Source organism: Paenibacillus sp. MSJ-34, from assembly GCF_018918005.1.
In the GTDB taxonomy this organism is placed as follows: Bacteria; Bacillota; Bacilli; order Paenibacillales; family Paenibacillaceae; genus MSJ-34.
The window spans coordinates 1-12,869 of the sequence record NZ_JAHLPR010000009.1; the positions used below are offsets into that span (position 1 = coordinate 1).

General features: G+C 52.4%; 10 protein-coding genes. 7 read left to right on the forward strand and 3 right to left on the reverse strand.

The window, feature by feature from the left end; genetic code table 11:
* Nucleotides 1–653: 653 nt before the first annotated feature.
* The 7 genes from KQI79_RS06280 to KQI79_RS06310 all read left to right on the forward strand — a co-directional run bounded on the left by KQI79_RS06280 (nt 654) and on the right by KQI79_RS06310 (nt 9,546).
* A complete protein-coding gene (locus tag KQI79_RS06280) occupies nt 654–1,928 on the forward strand; it encodes an ABC transporter substrate-binding protein (RefSeq protein ID WP_253297972.1) in 1,275 nt (424 codons plus the stop codon).
* 59 nt (nt 1,929–1,987) lie between these two features.
* Nucleotides 1,988–2,887, forward strand: a complete 900-nt coding sequence (locus KQI79_RS06285; RefSeq protein ID WP_216537375.1) for a carbohydrate ABC transporter permease — start codon at nt 1,988–1,990, stop codon at nt 2,885–2,887.
* A 57-nt stretch (nt 2,888–2,944) separates the two neighbouring features.
* Complete coding sequence (locus KQI79_RS06290; RefSeq protein WP_230190940.1) at nt 2,945–3,775, forward strand: carbohydrate ABC transporter permease; 831 nt, start codon at nt 2,945–2,947, stop codon at nt 3,773–3,775.
* A 53-nt stretch (nt 3,776–3,828) separates the two neighbouring features.
* A complete protein-coding gene (locus tag KQI79_RS06295; RefSeq protein WP_253297978.1) occupies nt 3,829–5,505 on the forward strand; it encodes a protein O-GlcNAcase in 1,677 nt (558 codons plus the stop codon).
* 13 nt (nt 5,506–5,518) lie between these two features.
* Nucleotides 5,519–7,072 (forward strand): DUF4127 family protein, encoded by a 1,554-nt coding sequence (locus tag KQI79_RS06300; RefSeq protein ID WP_216537378.1) that lies wholly within the window; start codon nt 5,519–5,521, stop codon nt 7,070–7,072.
* Between the two features lie 97 nt (nt 7,073–7,169).
* Entirely contained in the window at nt 7,170–7,871 is a 702-nt protein-coding gene (locus tag KQI79_RS06305; RefSeq protein ID WP_216537379.1) for an N-acetylmannosamine-6-phosphate 2-epimerase, read from the forward strand.
* A 79-nt stretch (nt 7,872–7,950) separates the two neighbouring features.
* Complete coding sequence (locus KQI79_RS06310; protein WP_216537380.1) at nt 7,951–9,546, forward strand: FAD-dependent oxidoreductase; 1,596 nt, start codon at nt 7,951–7,953, stop codon at nt 9,544–9,546.
* 43 nt (nt 9,547–9,589) lie between these two features.
* Here KQI79_RS06310 and KQI79_RS06315 read toward each other — a convergent pair whose 3' ends face one another.
* The 3 genes from KQI79_RS06315 to KQI79_RS06325 form a co-directional block, all read right to left on the reverse strand.
* Nucleotides 9,590–10,297 carry a queuosine precursor transporter gene (locus KQI79_RS06315; protein WP_216537381.1) on the reverse strand — a complete coding sequence of 236 codons (708 nt, stop codon included), beginning with the start codon at nt 10,295–10,297 and terminating at the stop codon, nt 9,590–9,592.
* Nucleotides 10,298–10,450: 153 nt separating this feature from the next.
* Nucleotides 10,451–11,836, reverse strand: coding sequence for a sensor histidine kinase (locus tag KQI79_RS06320; RefSeq protein ID WP_216537382.1), 1,386 nt, complete (start codon nt 11,834–11,836; stop codon nt 10,451–10,453).
* Nucleotides 11,833–12,549: a response regulator transcription factor gene (locus KQI79_RS06325; protein WP_216537383.1), complete on the reverse strand. Its 717-nt coding sequence runs from the start codon at nt 12,547–12,549 to the stop codon at nt 11,833–11,835. Before KQI79_RS06325 ends, KQI79_RS06320 begins: the two co-directional genes overlap by 4 nt.
* Nucleotides 12,550–12,869: the final 320 nt, after the last annotated feature.

Genomic DNA, 12,869 nt, shown 5'->3' on the forward strand with positions numbered 1-12,869 from the left:
TCGAAAAAAGCGGTGTCTGCTCCTCATTTCGGCTCTCACTCTGTTTTATAAGGCGGCGAAATCCTGCGAATAAGTGAGTATTCGTGAGAAAACACCTTAAATACGAGGGACGAAACTGACAATCCTTATTTGGCTCAAAATAAGGGTCCTCTAACTATAACGAAACTACCAATCGTTATTCACCGAAAATCAGCGGCTTTCTCTCCTTTTTCCCCGGAATAACGTGTTTCAGTTTCGCTACACGCTGAGCAAGCCGATTTATTGGCCAATAGCGTTTCTGTGTTTCGTTAGCGCCCCCACGCCCCGCGTCCGTGCCATCGCGCTCTCGCCGCGATCCCGCTCGGCTCAACGCACGGAGCTCGCCACCTCGGAAATATTGGATAAATCTTTCATTATGAAAAAAATAGTGGAGATTTTCTCCCGATCATGCTACAATGAACGTGCAAGAGAGAAAAGCGTTGCAGGCATAATTCATAACCGTTTTTTTCGCAGAAATCTTTACAGATGCTGCACAACGAATTACGACCCTTTTGTAAGCGCTTATCAAAGAGTCGACCTGCAAGATTTACGGCCATTTCTTCTCTCGGCTTGAGAACAAACAACACATTACAAACAAGAAAGGGTGCAGGGGCATGTATTTCAAAGGAAGACGAATGATTTCACTACTCTTGGCGTCAATCATGATGGTGGGTCTATTGGCGGCGTGCGGTTCGAATTCGTCGGGAAACGGAGGGGCCGCTCCGAACGGGGACGGAAAGAAGGCGGAACAAGTCACGGTAGAGTTTTGGACGATTTCGTTGCAGCCTACCTTTAACGATTATTTTCACAATTTGATCGCGGAGTACGAAGCGCAAAATCCGAACGTCAAGATTGATTGGAAGGATTATCCTTACGATGCCGTACTTAATAAATTGATGACGAATATCGCGGGCGGCGAAGCGCCGGACGTGGTCAACCTTAACACGGAATTGGCGAACCAGATGGGAACCAAAGACGCGCTGGTCGACTTTAATCAGGAGCTGACGCCGGAGCAGAAAGCGGCTTATTTCCCGGGCATCTACTCTTCGACGGAGATGGACGGCAAAGCGTTCGCGCTCCCGTGGTATACCGCTCTTCCGGTCTTATTCCTGAATAAAGACTTGGTGGAAAAAGCGGGGCTCGATCCGAACAATCCGCCCGCGACGAAAGAGGAATTAAACGAGTGGGGCCGCCAAATCAAAGAAAAAACCGGTTCCTACGGCTATATCTTCACGATGGAAGCGCGCACGCTATTGGAAGAAAACTTGCCGTTCCTGACCGAAGATTATAAAAAAGCCGCTTTTAATACGCCGGAGGTAGAAGAATACGTTAAAGAAAATTTGCAGTTGTTGCAAGACGGCGTGATTCCGAAGGATATCATCAACTACGACAAACAAGTGCAATACTTTGCAAGCGAACAAGTGGCCATGTCCTTGTCCAGTTCCCCGTTTATTAACAAAATCAAAACGGCGGCGCCGGACGTGTACGAGAAAATGGTCGCCGTCCCGAGTCCGGTCGGCAAAGCGGGCATCCGCTATTCCAACACGATGAACATCGTCGTGCCTGTAGCGACATCGCATAAGAAAGAAGCGGTCGACTTCGCCGTATTCGTTACCAATGCGGCCAATCAGCTTGAGTTCTCCAAGGTCGCCAATACGTTGCCTTCGACCGTGGAAAGCGCCAAAGATCCGTTCTTCTCGGAAAACGACGGATCCGTGGAAGGCGTAGCCAAGACCGTATCCGCGGTCAGCTTGGATAAAGCCGAAGATTTCTACCTCGGGATCGAAAGCGCAAACGATGTGAACCATGCCGTCACCAAGGCACTGGAGAACATCTACTTAAACGGCGCGGATGTGAAAAAAACATTGGCGGACGCGGAGAAAGAAGTCAATGGCATTTTGGGCAATTAATACGTCAGGTTGGGCAGGCTCGTCCTGCCCGATCTTATTAAAGGCGGTGGATTACATTCATGAATAAAACATCAATCTTTTCCAAGCTCGGCAAGTCCGAAGCTTCTATCGCTTGGTTTTTCATGGCGCCCGGTTTGATTTTGCTGGTCCTGTTCGTTTTTTGGCCGATTATTTACAGCGTCCCGCTGGCGCTAACGAATTACTCTGTCATTGGCAAAACCGATTTTGTCGGATTCGATAATTTCGTGAAAGCATTCCAGGATAAAAACTTTATCACGTCGCTGGTCAACTCGCTGCTATATGTGATCGTCGTACCGTTTATCCAGATTATCTCCATTCTTATGGCGATTTTGGTCAACAGCAATGTGAGAGGAATTAAATTGTTCCGTACCGCCTATTACATTCCCGTCGTCACTTCCATGGTCGCGGTAGCGCTCATTTGGGGATGGCTGCTGAACCAGAACGGAGTCGTGAACTACGTGCTGACGAGCGTAGGATTGATGCAAGAGCGCATTACCTGGTTGTCCGACAAACATACGGCGCTGTGGACGCTGATGTTCATCACGATGTGGAAGGGCCTCGGATACTATATGATGATTTATTTGGCCGGACTGCAATCCATTCCGAAGGATATGACGGAGGCCGCGATGATCGACGGCGCGAACCGGTGGCAATCGATCCGTAAAGTGACGATTCCGTTATTAAAACCGTATGTCTTTTTCTGCTCGCTCATTTCGTTAATGGCCGCGATTCGCGTCTTCGACGAAGTATTCGTCCTGACGCAAGGAGGACCGGGGACCGCCACCTTAACGTCCAGTCTATATATTTATCAGCAAGGTTTCCAAAAATTCAATTTCGGCTACTCTTCGGCACTCGGCTTGGTCGTCAGCGTGATTATTGGCGCGCTCAGCATCATCATCTTCAGATTCAACCGGAAAGGCGGTGTCAATCCATATTAATACGTGTTCAAAAAAGTTGGCGACTTTTTGAACAACCTCTATTAATGGATGAGTGATATGAAAAGAAAATCATTTAATTTCGCGAAATTAACGCTGCTGTACGGATGTTTGATTCTGTTCGCCATTTTTATGATGGGGCCGTTTCTATGGCTGTTTAGCGTATCGCTCATGCCCGGCAAGAACGTGTTCAGCTTTCCGCCGGCGATTTTCCCGACATTCGTCGATTTCGACAATTACGTTCAAGTATGGAAATACATGGACTTCCCTCAATATTTATGGAATACGCTCGTGATTGCCGTGATGGGCGTCGTCATGAACATCTTTTTCTCCTGCTTGACGGCCTATCCGCTCGCCGTATTCCGTTTTAAAGGCCGGGATCTGATCTTTACCTTATTGGTAGCGACGATGATTATCCCCGCAGCGGCCGGGATGGTCGTCAACTACTTGACGGTGAAGGCGCTCGGACTGATGGGCGGTTTTCTCGCGGTTGTGCTTCCTTCGGCGATTACCGTATTCAACGTATTTCTAATGAGGCAGGCGTTTATGGGCATGCCGCACGAATTGCGCGATTCCGGCAAAGTGGACGGCGCCAGCGAGTTCCGCATTTGGTTTCAATTGGCGTTGCCGATCGTCAAACCGGCGATTGCCGTCATCGGTTTATTGGAGTTTATGGGAATGTGGAACAACTTCCTCTGGCCGATGATCGTGCTGAACGATACGAAAAAATATCCGATCGCGTCTGCGCTCAGCTTTCTGAACGGCCAATTCGCTTACAACTTCGGTTGGATCGCCGCAGGAACCGTCATTTCGGTCGTGCCGATCATTATCGTGTTCCTGTTTACGCAGCGGTACTACATGGAAGGCATTTCCGGCGCGGTCAAAGGATAGGCGCGGGTTAAAGGATGAATAAGCTCGAGGACGGTCAGGAGGTTGCAAGCGTGATGAGAGATTTCCATTATTATTTTCGCGATTACTATCATTGCGGCGAGTATATAGAGGTTCAAGGCGACAAACTCATTTGCGAACTGTCGTCGAAATATGCCCTGAATCAGCAATTCGAAGGGGTCATTCATTCCGATCGGATCGAAATTGTCAGCAAACACAAAGAATTTGTAGAGCGGCGGTTCGGCTTGGGCAATATCAATCTCGATTTCGAATACGATCCCGAATTGGCGGAAGACGGTTACGTCCTCAAGGTGGAGAAGGAACGGATTCTCATCGCCGCCCGCAACAAACGGGGAATCCAGTATGCCGTCGACGCGCTGGACGTCATCGCCGAATCGCGCGGCGGAAGCATAAGGCTGCCGCTTGTCGCGATCCACGACGAACCTTCCTTTCGCATAAGAGGCATCATCGAAGGATTTTACGGCGAACCGTGGACCTTTGCGGATCGGCTCGATTCGATTGAATTTATGGCACGGCATCGCATGAATACGTTTCTGTACGCTCCGAAGGACGATAGATACCATCGGGAGCTTTGGCGAGAGCCGTATCCGGAGGCGGAATTTGCTAACATTCGCACTTTGAAGCAGCATTGCGACGAGCGGCATATCGACTTTTACTATTGCATCAGTCCCGGCAACGATATGAAATTCGCTTCCCCGGCGGACTTCGAATGTATTTTCCGCAAGCTGCGCGCGATGATGGATATCGGCGTCAAGCATTTTGCCGTACTAATGGACGATATCGATTACGTGCCGAAAGAAGAGAACGCGCATTTTCTGGAACGGCCCGGGTTGGCGCATGCTTATTTGGTGAACGAAATAAACCGATTTTTACAAGAGTCGCTGCCGCATTATCGTCTGGTGATGTGCCCGTCCGAATATTGGTCGTATTGGGACACCGAGTACAAAAAGGATATCCGGGAGACGATGGATGCGAGCGTACTGGTATTTTGGACGGGATATTTCGTGTTCGCCCCCGTCATCGACCGCAAGCATGCGAGCGACAACCGTCGTTTCTACGGGCATGATCTCATTCTATGGGACAACATTCCCGTTAACGACGCGGATCGCGGCCGCATCTTCATGGGACCGGTGCGCAACCGGTATTCGCGCTTGGCGCAGCACGGGCACGTCGGCTTTGTTTCCAATCCGATGAACCAGTGGGAATTGTCCAAAATTCCGCTGATCACCTTGTCGCACTACATGTGGAACAGCGAGCGATACGAGCCCGACGTTTCCTGGAACCTGGCCGTCAACGAGTTTGCGCCGGAACTTGTCGACGCCATGACGTTTTTCTGCGCGAACAACGATAACGGCAGACTCTGGTTCGGCCGGGACGAAGCGCTGGAGCGGGCGATCGAAACGAGGGATGTGGCGGTTGTGGACCGGCATTATCAACAATGGGCATCCGTCCTCGAGCAATTGCAAGCGTGGAACAATGAGAAATTTCTGTCGGAGGCAGGGCCGTGGCTGGAGCGGGCGCAGCACGATATCGGGCTGTGGCGGGCCATTCGAGAAGCGTTAGCGAGCGGAACGGAACAAGCGAAAGCCGCCGCGGCGGAACAAATCGCTCGAAGCAAAGAACAACAAACGCGGATTGGCAGCGATATCGCGCTGCGCGCGGCGGAACGGTGGGGACTGTGCCCGCAGCCGGAGCCGACGACCGAAGGATAGGGGATGATATAGCGTGAAAAAAATCATTTACATTCCGTTGGACGAACGTCCGTGCAACTACGAATTTCCGGCGCTGCTTGCCGCGGGAACCGAGTATACCGTCGTACGTCCGGACTTGAGCATGATGGGACTCAAGAAACGCCCGGGAGACGTCGAGAAGCTGTGGGCGTGGTTATTCGAGCAGGCGCGCGATGCGGACGGGGCTATTGTGGCCTTGGACACATTGTTGTATGGCGGGATTATCCCTTCGCGGCTGCACGGGATGACGGCGGAACAATGCGATGAGCGGCTGGAGAACGTTCGCAAGCTGAAACGAATTAATCCGTCCATGCAACTGTTCGCGTTTCAACTTATTATGCGTTGCCCGCGGTATTCCAGCAGCGACGAAGAACCCGATTATTACGAAGATTGGGGTAAGGAAATTTTTAAACGGGGCTATATTCGCCATCGAATCGAGCTTGGCATCGCGACGGAGGAAGAACAACACGAACTGCGGCAGATCGAGGCGGTTTTGCCCGAAGACGTATGGCAGGATTATACCGAACGCCGCGCCGTCAACTTGGCTGCGAACAAGCGGGCGATCGAATTGGTGAAAGATCGTGCCGTTGATTTTATGGTCATTCCGCAGGACGATTCGGCTCCTTACGGCCTAACCGCGGTCGATCAGCAGGAGATCCGGGAACGCGTCAAGGAATGCCGGCAGCAATTATCCGTTTATATGTATCCGGGAGCCGACGAAGTGGGCTGCACGTTGCTTGCGCGCATGATCAATCATTTCGAGCGCCGCAAGCCGCGGGTGCACGTTCATTTTTCCAGCGTGCAGGGGCCGTTTGTTACGCCTTTATATGAAGACCGTGTGTTGTACGAATCGGTTAAATATCAAATTATGGCGGCCGGCGGGTTGATGACGCCTTCCTTCGCCGAAGCGGATATGGCGCTTTGCATCAACACGCCCGGCGAGAGCATGATGGAAGCCAATAACCAAGGTCAGCCTCATTTGGGATATCAAGTATATCGGAACATTGTCGAACTGGTCGAGATCGCCGACGATATCGTTCGCCGGCTTGGCAAGCCTTGCGTCATCGCGGATGTCGCCTATTCCAACGGAGCGGATCTGGAACTGCTGCAGCTGCTTCGCGATAAGAAACTGCTGTTCGAACTGGCAGGCTACGCAGGCTGGAATACGAGCTCGAATACGCTCGGGACCTGCATCGCGCAAGGCATGATCTATGCGGTTTACGGCGATACGCCGCAGCACCGCGATTTTCTGTCGCTGCGGTATGTCGAAGACGGCGGCTATTGCGCCTTTGTGCGCAGGGACGTATGCGATCGCGTATTGCCTGGTATGGGGTACGATTATTTCGCCGTCGACGGCCAGCGGGGACAAGTCGCCGAACGGGTTAAAGCGGAACTGAACCGTTTTATCGAAACCCGGTTGCGAGACGACGAGGACGAATACGAGATCGTTATAGACGATTGCTATATGCCTTGGAGCCGGATGTTCGAGGTCGGTTTGAAGACGCATGTGCGCAATAAAAAGAAAGGCAATGGGCAGGAGAAGAAATGAATAAGAGGAAGCATCTTTTCAGACATCAATGGTTTTGCGGGAATGAAATAAACGAAAAGTATAGGAATAAAACGTTAGCCGAAAGAGGTGAATATCTATGAACCAGCAGCCGCTGTTCGACCGCATTCGCAAAGGGTTGATCGTATCGTGTCAGGCACTTGAGAATGAGCCTCTCTACGGAGCGGAGACGATGGCCAAAATGGCGAAATCGGCCGCCGTCGGAGGCGCCGTCGCCATTCGCGCCAACGGTTCGCAGGATATCGCCGCCATCAAGAGCGTTACGAACTTGCCGATTATCGGTATCATCAAAAGAGATTATCAGGACAGCGACGTTTATATTACGCCAACGCTGGAAGAGATTCGGCAACTTATGGAAGTGGGGGTCGATCTGATTGCGCTGGATGCGACCCGGCGTCCCCGGCCGAACGGGGAGACGCTCGAATCGCTCATCGCTTATATGAAAGAACGGGGCCAGAAAGTGATGGCCGATATATCGACGTTGGAGGAAGGGCTCTATGCCGCTTCGCTGGGCGTGGACTGCGTCTCGACGACATTATCCGGCTATACGCCGTATTCGCCGCAGCAGCCCGATCCCGATTACGCCTTAGTCAAGGAGGCGGCCGAGCGATTAACGATTCCGGTCTTTGCGGAAGGGAAAATTCATACGCCGTCGCAAGCGGCGCAAATGCTCATGATCGGAGCCCATGCCGTCGTCGTCGGTTCTGCCATTACACGTCCCCAATTGATTACCGAAAGGTATGCGGCCGAAATCAGGAAAGCGATGAAACAATGGATTTGAAGACGTTGAACTTGTAAAAAATAGATGCGGCGTTCGGCGGCGGCAGCAACGCCGGGACGCCGGTAAAGGAGCTTGCGACATGAAGAACGAACGATTGACGGACGTCGTCGTCCTCGGAGGCGGCCTGGGCGGATGTATGGCCGCATTGGCCGCAGCCAAAATGGGCGTGCGCGTGATCATGACGGAAGAGACGGATTGGCTGGGCGGCCAACTGACAAGCCAGGCGGTTCCGCCGGATGAACATCAATGGATCGAAAAATTCGGCTGCACGCAAACGTATCGCGAGTTTCGCAACCGAGTGCGTGCGTATTATAAACAAAACTACCCGATGACGGAGGAAGCGAGAAACAACGAGCTTCTTAATCCGGGCAACGGCTGGGTAAGCCGGCTATGCCATGAGCCGAAGGTGGCGTTGCGCGTAATCGAGGATATGTTGGCCCCTTACGTGAATAGCGGCCGGATCACGGTATTCTATCATTTCAGGCCGACTGCAGCCGCCGCGAACGGAGACCGGGTGGAAAGCGTCACGATTACGCATACAAGCACAGGCGAAGAAATTGTGTTAAGAGGAGAGTATTTCCTCGATGCGACCGAATGCGGGGACGTGCTGCCGTTAGCGGGCGCCGAATATGTAACGGGCGCGGAATCCAAGCGCGACACGGGCGAACCGCATGCGCTGGAAGAGGCGAATCCGCTCGACATGCAATCGATCACGCATGTGTTTGCGCTCGATTACGTGGAAGGCGGCGATTTCACGATCGAGAAGCCGGAGCAATATGATTTCTGGCGCCAATACGTGCCGAAGCACACCCATTTTCCGCTATTAAGCTGGTATGCGAACGACACGGACGATACGACGCAGATGAAGGAATACGGCCTCTTTCCCGACGGGCGCAAAGACGCCGCCGGACGCGAGGTGCTGCCGCTGTGGACGTATCGCCGCATCGTCGACCCGGCCTTATTCGAGCCCGGGTTATATGAGGGCGATATCACATTGATCAACTGGCCGCAGAACGATTATTTTCTCGGCCCGATTATCGGCGTCCCCGAAGCGGAGCGGCAGGAGCATTTGGCCAATGCCAAGCAGTTGAGCCTTTCGCTCGTCTACTGGCTCCAGACCGAAACGCCCCGCCCGGACGGGGGGCGAGGGTACCCGGGCATCCGGCTGCGCACAGACGTGCTGGGCACCGAGGACGGGCTGGCGAAATACCCGTATATTCGCGAATCGCGGCGGATCAAGGCCGTTTATACGATCACGGAGCGGGATGTCAGCAAAGAAATACGCGGGGCGCAAGGGATATGCCGTTACGACGACAGCGTCGGGGTCGGCAGCTATCATCTGGACGTCCATTTGACGACCGTCACGAACCGGACGTTCTATATTCCGAACTATCCGTACGAAATTCCGCTCGGGGCGCTGCTGCCGATTCGGATGAAAAATTTGCTGCCGGCTTGTAAAAATATCGGCACCACTCAAATTACGAACGGCTGCTATCGTCTCCACCCCACGGAATGGAATATCGGGGAGTCGGTCGGTTATTTGGCGGCCTACGCGTTGCGGAATAAAGTGACGCCGCACGAAGTGCGCGCCGATCGGGAGCATCTTCGCGCTTATCAGGCGCTGCTGCAACGGCAAGGGGTCCAAATTCATTGGCCGGACGATCTCGAACTTTAATGCAACGAAAAACCGCCGCTGGCATCGCGGCGGTTTCGTTATATTAATTGCCTGCCAAATTGCGCTCCTGCTTCTTGGCGCCGAATGTAAAACTGCGCGCGATGTAGAGCGCCGGCGTCGAAGCGATGGAGACAACCGATTTGGCGACATAGGTTGTGATCAAAATTTCCAGCCATACGTCGAGCGTGTAAAGGCCCGCGAAGGCGATCGCGCAGAAGATCAGCGAGTCGACCAGTTGGCTGATCAAAGTGCTGCCGTTGTTGCGAATCCATAATTGATTGCGTTTCGGCGTGACCTTTTTCAAGAATGAGTAAATGCGAACGTCAAGGAATTGGCTGCAGAAGTACGCTGCCAGGCTGCCGATTGCAAGCCGCGGCATGAGGCCGAAGATCGTTTGCAGCGAAGATTGGGCGATGTCCGTTTCCTGCGGCACGAACACCAAAGCCATTTGCATAATAATCGTCGTAGCGATCAGCGTGAAGAAGCCGAACCATACCGCCTTCTTCGCATCCTTCTCGCCGTATTTCTCGTTCAGCAAGTCGCTCGTCATATAAATCGTCCCGTACATCGTATTGCCGAGCGTCATGACGATGCCGAACATTTCAATGGTTTTCGCTACTTGAATGTTGGCGATCACCGTTGCGAAGCCGACCCAGGCGTACAAGCCTTGCTTGCCGAACAAGCGGTAGCAGGCGAGGAATAACGCGAAGTTGACGACGACAAACCCCACACCCCAAATAAAATTGAACATGACGAATAAAGCCTCCTTAGTTTTGATAACGCGGGATGGTTACGAACCGCGGCGCTTGGCACGAATCCAAGCGCATTTCATTAATGTATCACAGGCGGGCGCAAATGAAAAGAATTACCTTGCTGTAAATACAAATTTCCAGTCTAGAACCTGTCAAGCGGAACGGTATTTCAAGGGGAAACCCGCCTTCTTGAGCGGCATATGGCCAGGCGGGAACGTCATCGTGATGACAGCCCCGCCGCCGGTATTGTTGCGCGCGGCAATCTCGCCGTTGGACCGTTCGACGATCGCCCGCGAAATAGCCAATCCGAGCCCGGACTCGCCGTCTTTCCCCTTCACGAAGCGATGGAACAGATAAGGCAATATCGTTTCGTCGAAGCCTTGGCCGTCATCGGCGACAGCAAGCCTGACCCATCCCTCCTGGTCGCGGCTTAATCGGATATAGATATTTTTGGCGGCATAACGCGCGGCGTTGGATACGACATTCAGCAGCGCCTGCAGCAGCTTATCCCGGTCAGCGGCGACATAGACTGGCCCGTCTTCCTCCGTCTGAGGGTGCATCACAAGACCTTTTTGCACAAGCAGCGGATTCATTCGCTCCATCGTTTCCCGGATCAAATCTTTCAAATCCACAAGTTCCGTCCGGTATACGTCCTCTTCGCTATCGAGCTTGGCAAGCAGCGTCATTTCCGTGACGATCTTGGTCAATCGGGCGCTCTCGTCCATGATGATATCAAGCCCTTTGCGCATGCTCTCGCCTTCAAATACGCCGTCGCGTATGCCTTCCGCATATCCCGCAATGGACATGAGAGGGGTCTTTAGCTCATGCGACGCATTTTGCACAAATTGCTTCTGCACCCGATTGAAGCGGTGCAATTCCGCGGCCATATCGAACACGGTTCGCGCCACCGATCCGATCTCGCCTCCGGCACGTATGAATTTGACATCGGAGAATCGCCGTTGCTTCACTTTTTTCAATTCTTCATTCAAATCCATTAGAGGACGCATCAACTTCTTCGTAATGAGCAGGCTTAATAGAAACATCAATGCCGCGCCGAACCCAAAGACGATCAACAATCGCCCGAGTAATACTTGTTCGATTTCCCGAATCTTGCTTAGAGGCGTTCGCAATGTCAGCGTTCCTTCGGGGACGGCGACGATCTCGGTGATGTACGCTTGGTTCCATTCGTTCTGCGGGCGTTGCAGGATCTTTGTTGTGTCGCTTGTCATTACTTCGATAGGCTTGGTTTTATATGCGAAGGTTTGCTCCACGATGTTGCCGTTCCGATCGGTTAAGATCGCTTCCGTCGGTATGGTCGTTGCGGGAACGAAGACATGCGCATCTCCGCTTTGGATCGGAGCGACATCGGAAAATTTGGCGATGGAAACCGCCATGGACTGGCTGACCGTTTTCATTTCTTCCTTCTGCGTTTCAATAAAGTGATTCATCAACACATAATGAATCATCACGGCGGCAATCGATAAGACGAGCACTAATGAGACGCCAAAGGCGATATTCATCTGATGGATTAATTTCATATCTTTTCACGCTCCTCTTGCCGCATCCGATAGCCATGTCCCCATACCGCTTCGATCGGGAAATGGGGCAGCTTTTTGCGCGTGCGCTTAATCAAATGATCCACGGCCCGGTCGCTGCCGAAGTAGTCGTTCCCCCATACGAAAGTAAGCAACTCGTTTCTTGAGAACGCCCGATTCGGATGCTCGGCGAAAACCTTCACCAAGGCGAATTCCTTGCTCGTTAAATCGACTTCTTCCCCCGACCAGAACGCGCGCCGTTCGTCTAACAGCAATTGAAGCGGTCCGATCTCTACCTTGCGAGACGCTTGCTCTTCGGAGAGCGCATCGCTCATCGCGCGCATTTTATACCAGCGCTGAAGCTGGCGCTTCACTCGGGCCACAAGCTCCCTCGGACTGAAAGGCTTGACCATATAATCGTCGCCGCCTAACTCAATGCCTAATATTTTATCCACTTCACTATCCCGCGCCGAGATCATAATAATAGGAACTTCGGCCTCGCTTCGGATTTTTCGGCAAAATTCATACCCGTCCATCCCCGGAAGCATGACATCCAGCACCCACAGGTCCGGAGGATTCGTCCTCCATAAAGCCCATGCTTCTTCGGCCGTCTCCAGTCCAACGGTTTGATAGTTTTCCTTCTGTAAAAACGCTTCTACCAAATGGCGTATATTCGAATCATCGTCGACAACGGCGATCACAAAGGGTTGATTCATGCTCCGACCTCCTGATCATTATCAGCTTTAGTATAACAGTCCGCAAGCGGGACGTGGGATTTTGCCATCGTTTTTCCACAAATGGGCCAATGTTCTGCCATCGGCGTTTCGTACACTAGCTAGTAGAGGTTGTTCAAAAAGCCCCCTTTTGATCACGAAGATGAGCTGGGAGCGAACTCGACATCGAATCTTGCGTTCACCCTCGAAGTCCGGTGCTCATGTAGGTTTTGCCTACACTCCGCTCCTCCTTCTTCGGGTTCTCGCAACCTTCTCGGTGCTGAAAAGTCGACTTTTTGAACACGCACTAGTAATAGATTCTC

What these genes read in the sequence shown, in the direction of transcription:
- KQI79_RS06280 (WP_253297972.1), top strand. Translation starts at nt 654, where the DNA reads ATGATTTCACTACTCTTGGCGTCAATCATGATGGTGGGTCTATTGGCG.
- KQI79_RS06295 (WP_253297978.1), top strand. Translation starts at nt 3,829, where the DNA reads ATGAGAGATTTCCATTATTATTTTCGCGATTACTATCATTGCGGCGAG.
- KQI79_RS06290 (WP_230190940.1), top strand. Translation starts at nt 2,945, where the DNA reads ATGAAAAGAAAATCATTTAATTTCGCGAAATTAACGCTGCTGTACGGA.
- KQI79_RS06305 (WP_216537379.1), top strand. Translation starts at nt 7,170, where the DNA reads ATGAACCAGCAGCCGCTGTTCGACCGCATTCGCAAAGGGTTGATCGTA.
- KQI79_RS06310 (WP_216537380.1), top strand. Translation starts at nt 7,951, where the DNA reads ATGAAGAACGAACGATTGACGGACGTCGTCGTCCTCGGAGGCGGCCTG.
- KQI79_RS06315 (WP_216537381.1), bottom strand. Translation starts at nt 10,297, where the DNA reads ATGTTCAATTTTATTTGGGGTGTGGGGTTTGTCGTCGTCAACTTCGCG.
- KQI79_RS06320 (WP_216537382.1), bottom strand. Translation starts at nt 11,836, where the DNA reads ATGAAATTAATCCATCAGATGAATATCGCCTTTGGCGTCTCATTAGTG.
- KQI79_RS06325 (WP_216537383.1), bottom strand. Translation starts at nt 12,549, where the DNA reads ATGAATCAACCCTTTGTGATCGCCGTTGTCGACGATGATTCGAATATA.
- KQI79_RS06285 (WP_216537375.1), top strand. Translation starts at nt 1,988, where the DNA reads ATGAATAAAACATCAATCTTTTCCAAGCTCGGCAAGTCCGAAGCTTCT.